The 5,410-nt window shown below is 39.0% G+C and carries 4 protein-coding genes and 1 pseudogene; all 5 read left to right on the top strand.

Annotation, left to right across the window (positions count from 1 at the left end; all coding sequences use genetic code 11):
- A partial coding sequence (locus ACFIL3_RS08985; RefSeq protein WP_375682106.1) for a hypothetical protein occupies positions 1-876 on the top strand: 876 nt, incomplete at its 5' end.
- A gap of 24 nt (positions 877-900) precedes the next feature.
- Positions 901-2,319, top strand: a complete 1,419-nt coding sequence (locus ACFIL3_RS08980; RefSeq protein WP_375682105.1) for a hypothetical protein — start codon at positions 901-903, stop codon at positions 2,317-2,319.
- 13 nt (positions 2,320-2,332) lie between these two features.
- Positions 2,333-4,522, top strand: coding sequence for a hypothetical protein (locus ACFIL3_RS08975; RefSeq protein WP_375682104.1), 2,190 nt, complete (start codon positions 2,333-2,335; stop codon positions 4,520-4,522).
- Positions 4,523-4,559: 37 nt separating this feature from the next.
- Positions 4,560-5,213, top strand: a complete 654-nt coding sequence (locus ACFIL3_RS08970) for a transglycosylase SLT domain-containing protein (protein WP_375682103.1) — start codon at positions 4,560-4,562, stop codon at positions 5,211-5,213.
- Between the two features lie 12 nt (positions 5,214-5,225).
- Positions 5,226-5,410 (top strand): annotated as a pseudogene (locus tag ACFIL3_RS08965) (phage tail protein); the annotation flags it as partial.

Below are 5,410 nucleotides of genomic sequence, written 5' to 3'. Positions count from 1 at the left end.
ACTTGGATGCAGAATGTCTTTAAGCGTGGGGGTGCAGATGCGTATAACATGTATGACACAGGGATGGGTGGTAATGTTTATGGGGGACCTCGTGTTGCACCTTTAAGTGCTCCAACTTACCAAGCAATCGGAGGTCTTGGAGCTATTCCTCATCAATATCAAAATTATATGAATCATTTGATGAATACTCCCATGCATGCAGAAAGAAATATTGGTGAATTGGCTTCTAGTTATAAAGGGGGCTATGATCAGGATTTTGAAGATGTACTTAAAAAATCTATGGATGATGTGAGAGATACGATTAACAGCTCTTTTGTAGGTGCTGGTGGTTATGGATCTGGTGCACATACAAAAGTGTTGGCGCGTGAACTTGATGCATTGTCTAAAAGTGCTAGGATTAATCATTACCGTCAGAATAAGCAGGATATGTTACATGCTAATGCCTTACTTGGTGATTTTAATAAGTATCGCTTAGGCATGATAGGCAACTTATTCCCCTCTTATAATAATGCCTATTCGAATATGTTGCAGGGGTCATCTGTTCTTAATGACTACAATCAACGCCTTGTTGATGCCAATAGAGAACGTTGGCTGGAACAAGACAATAGCGGCTGGAATAGGTTGAATATGCTTATGAACGCCGGTCATGGCTTTGCAAGAAATTACGGTACGACAACGAATAATCATACAATCTCTAAGATAGAGGGCAATAATCCGTGGAAAAATGTAGGGACTATAGGTTCTTTAGCACTTCAAGCAGCACCGATGGCTTTTGGTTACATGGCAGGTGGTCCAATGGGAGCAGCGTTGGCAGGAGGAGCATCCAAGTTTTTTTTAGATTACATGAATCAAAAGAAAGCTCTGGAGAATAATTAAAGAATAGTTTTGTAGGAGAGTGTGATGGCATTTCCAATATTATTTCCATTAGCTGGGGCAGCTTTTATGGCAGCAAGAGCTGCGCCTCATGTTTTTAGGTATCTTGCTCCTAAAGCGGTTACAGGGGCGAATAGATTGGGACAATTAATAACAAAGAACCCCGTGGGGAATTTCATAACAAAGTACCCCAAAACCTCTCTATTTATGACTGGAATGTCAGGTATTGAAAGTATGATGACACCAGAGAAAGCACAAGCCCCATCCAACCCCTATTTACAGAATAGTCTGAATCCATATGGACCATTTATGCCCTATACGGCTCCTAAAGCGGAAATGCCTCTTGGATTTGATCAACATCCACCCATGCCAAATGCACTAGAGAGTACTCCACAAGAACTAAAACCTCATGTTAATGAACAAACGCAACCATTAGCACCCGCTTCCCCAACACCGACTCCTGAACTGACAGATGCAGAGAAATTTTTACAGTCCAATACTTATAAGTTTTTTCAATCAGATGCGTATCAGAAGCTCAAAGATCTTTTTGCAGGTATGGCGGAATCTTCATCAGACGGTTCTGGGTGGGATGCGCTTGCAAGTGGTGTGAAGCATCTTAATGAAGGTGATAAACGAAGAGAACAAGTCAATCAAACCGTCGAATACCTAAAATCTAAAGGTTACAGCGAAGAAGAAGCTGCTATCATGGCTCGTAATCCGCAAATGCTTAATGGGTTGTTTACACAAGGAATGAATGCACGTTCTAGTTCTCAGCAAATAGATAATACACCACCTAAATTTTCTCCTGATTACTATGGTGTTTTTAATCCTGAGACTAAACAGTGGGAAGCAAAGGTTATTAAAGGAAGTAAGGCATATAAGGAAAAAAAAGAAAAGCTTACAAAGCAAAAACAATTTTTTGAATCTGAATTAGTTAGTCAGAATACTAATATTAGGTTACTTGATAATACAGAAAAACTAGTTCGATCTACATTAACTGGTACAAATATATTAGCACCAATATTTTCAATATTATCTTCAACTGACGCTTCAATATTAAAGTCAAATATTGAAGCGGTTAAAAAGAATCTTGCACGTGATACTTTGGAGGAAATGAAACAGAAGTCACCAAATGGAGCGTCAGGGTATGGAAATATGAATATACAAGAATTTACATCATTACAGACCCGTTTGGGAAATTTAGATACAAACCTGAGGCGAGATATATTGTTAGAAGAAATTATAGCTGTAAAAGAGGCAGTGTTGAAGGCAAGGAGTAATACACAAAAACTTTTAAATAATTGGAACACTGAATATAATGATTTTCTATCATTGCCTATTTTACCTATTTCACAATTTACACATGTAAAAAATAAAGATGATGAGGATAGATTGTCTAAAGGTGAAGTCTTTGTAGATGACGGTGGTTACATAAGAAACAAGTGAAAGAGAAATTGATATGGGATATGTACCTTATTCTCCTGTTATTGGCCATATTTCAGATAAAGACATAATGGAAAAAATTCAAGCGGCATTGTATAAAAATAGCAGCCAGCAGACGAGTAATTATACACCTTATTCTCCTATCATTGGTCATATTTCAGATAAAGATATAATGGAAAAAATTTGGAATGCACAAAATAGCTATACAGGGGTTACACAGCATCCAGAAGAAACACAAAAGTTAGAAGAAGAATATCCTACTGAAAATATTTCGATGTGGGATGCTCTCAGAAGCTCTACTGCAGAAGGACTTACAGCAAACTTTAGTGATGAGCTTCAAGGTTTGTTTTCCCACTTATCAGGAAGCAATTATGATGAGGCTGTAAAGAAGGCACGCGCTTATCAGAGGGCAGTACATAGAGCATATCCTTGGTTATCATTTGGTGGAAATTTTATAGGGTCTATTTTACCATTGATAGCGACGGGGGGAGTGCCGTTAATTGCGAGTAGGTTAGGGTTAGCAGCATTTGGAGCTAGAAAAGCTAGTTTGTTTCCCCGTCTTGTAGGTGAAGCAATAGGTATTCCAGGAAAAGATTTAGGTCTTAAAACAGCGGTGAGATCAGGTGCATTATCAGGAGCGTTATCAGGAGTTGGAAGTGGTGTAGGATGGGGAGATTCTATAGATAGTGGGATAAATAATGCTGCAATTGGAAGTGTAGCGTCTCCATTTCTCTCTATCGTAGGTTCTTTTGCTGGGAGAGGGTATAATGCTATCGGCAATGCAGGAAAGAAAGCTCCAGATGGTTTTTCTAAGAGAGATTTACGGAATATTGCTAGTTATGCATATCATTCGGGGATAAAAAACCTACCAGATACTCTTGCAAAAAGTGGTTCTGAAGCACGTCTTAGTGATATTATTCCAGGATTTAAAAATCATATTTATGGTATAGTTCAAAACAATAGGATGCTTCATGAGCAGCTTAATGAAGAGCTTGGTAAAAGAGCAGCTGGAATTTCAGGACGAATGGGCAAAGCTCTAGATGAAAACTTTATCAAAAGAAAGGGAAGTGGAGATCTTGAAGATGCTTTAGAAGAGTCAGTAAACAAATCTACTTCGACTCTGGATGCAGGACAGCTTCAAAAAGCTTTTGATAATATAGGTAGTATAAAGTCACAACCATTATATGATACAGCATTAAGTACTGCTTTAAAGCCTGAACACCAAAAAAAGGTGCAACAGTTAATGGAGCATTCACATTTTAAGAAAGCTTACGAAGAAGCTACGCAAGATGTCAATAATCGAAAAATTACGGATGCGGCGTATGTACAAAAATATCCTGATTCTATAATGGATATTCTTCACCGAACCAAAGTAAAGATTAGCAATCAGATTCAACGTGATAATCTAAATGGTATAGACACTGCGGATCTTGTTTCACTTGAAAAGTATATTATAAAGTTGCTAGAGGACATTTCAGGGGATTATAAGACAGCAAGGGAGGTTTTTGCCTCTTATAAAGATCTCTCTAAAGCTATAAAAGAAGGATACGATTCTTTGAGTTCTTCTGTTTCTATCAATGAGGCTCTGAATAAAAGCAATCTATATCAAAGTAAAGGTAAAGTGTCATCTGTTGGTGATAGAGCTCCGTCATTCGAAGATGCTTATAAATTAGGCATAAGAAGTAAGATTGATGATGAGATGTTCAATTCTAGCGATAAGTTAGAATATTATAAAAATCTTTTCAACACAGACAGCTATGTAGAAAAACTAAAATCTCCTTTTGGTGAAGATGCTGTAAAGAGACTAAAGGACGCTTTTGAGTACGAACAGTTGTATAATAAAACCTATAAGGGAATTCCAGAGCTAAGAGATAGAGCACGCCCAAAACTTTTTCAAGGGTTTAAAGAATATAAAGATATTGGGCAATTTCCGCATGCTGTTGTAAGAATACTAAGAAATGCACACAGGATGACAACAAGCCAGAAAAATCTAAAAGCTCTCCAGAAACTAGATAAAAAAATGCTAGAACTCGATTCTTTAAAAGTAGGGGGATATAATAACAAACAAGTAGCAAAAATTATTCAAGATTTCATTAATGATTATGAAAAAGGACTTGTAAACAATGATATTGCAAAACGCTTTCATGCTTCTTTATCTCGATTAATGTGGGGAATGATGACATCGGGATCTAGGAATTCTGAGTAATGCAATAGTGATATCAACAATGGGGAAAGCTAACAAAATGACTAGCTATTATAGTCCTTCAGTCGATCAAGCGATCCGTCAAGCAGCAGCGCGTTATGGTTTGCCAGAGAGTTATTTATACCGTGTTGCGCAAGTGGAAAGTGGCGGCAATCCCAATGCAAGGAATCCCCGCTCTTCTGCTGGTGGGTTGTATCAATTTATAGACAGCACCGCCAAACAATATGGTTTGCAGGATCGTTTTGATCCCATGCAAGCGGCAGATGCCATGGGGCGGTTGACGCTTGATAATCGCAATCATTTAAGCCGCCTTTTGGGAAGAGCGCCTAGTGAAGCGGAATTGTATTTAGCACATCAACAAGGTGCAGGAGGAGCCGCGCGGCTTCTTCAAAATCCCCATGCCAATGCGGCGCAAATTGTTGGGAGCAATGCGGTTGGCTTGAATGGTGGAAACAACGCTATGCGTGCAAGTGATTTTGTCAACCGTGTATTACAGATGTATGGGGGGCAGCCTCATAGAGCAAGTCCTACAGCGCATGGTGGCATTAGAAATAGAGACAACTTGTTAGAGGTTTTAAGGGCATTATTAGCATCACAAGAAGAGGCTTCGGAAGAAGAAGAGAGTGATGATGATGATAATCCTTTGATGACGCAATTCATGCGGGCATTTTACGGACCATTTTACAGAAGCTAGGATTCACGAGAAATGTCAACGATTTATGATTGGTCGCTTAGAGCGTCGGATAATACGCGCGTGGATAATTTGATTGATTGGTCCGAAGGACAGCATCCTAGCAGTGTGAACACAAGCGCCCGTGTGATGATGCAGCGCGTAAAGGAATACTTGTCAGACACGGGTGGAGAGCTTGAAGGCATTGTTACAAATGATCC

The organism is Bartonella sp. CE47NXGY, from assembly GCF_042195415.1.
In the GTDB taxonomy this organism is placed as follows: Bacteria; Pseudomonadota; Alphaproteobacteria; order Rhizobiales; family Rhizobiaceae; genus Bartonella.
Note: the sequence above shows the minus strand (reverse complement) of the source record. Positions and strands in the feature narration are given on the sequence as shown.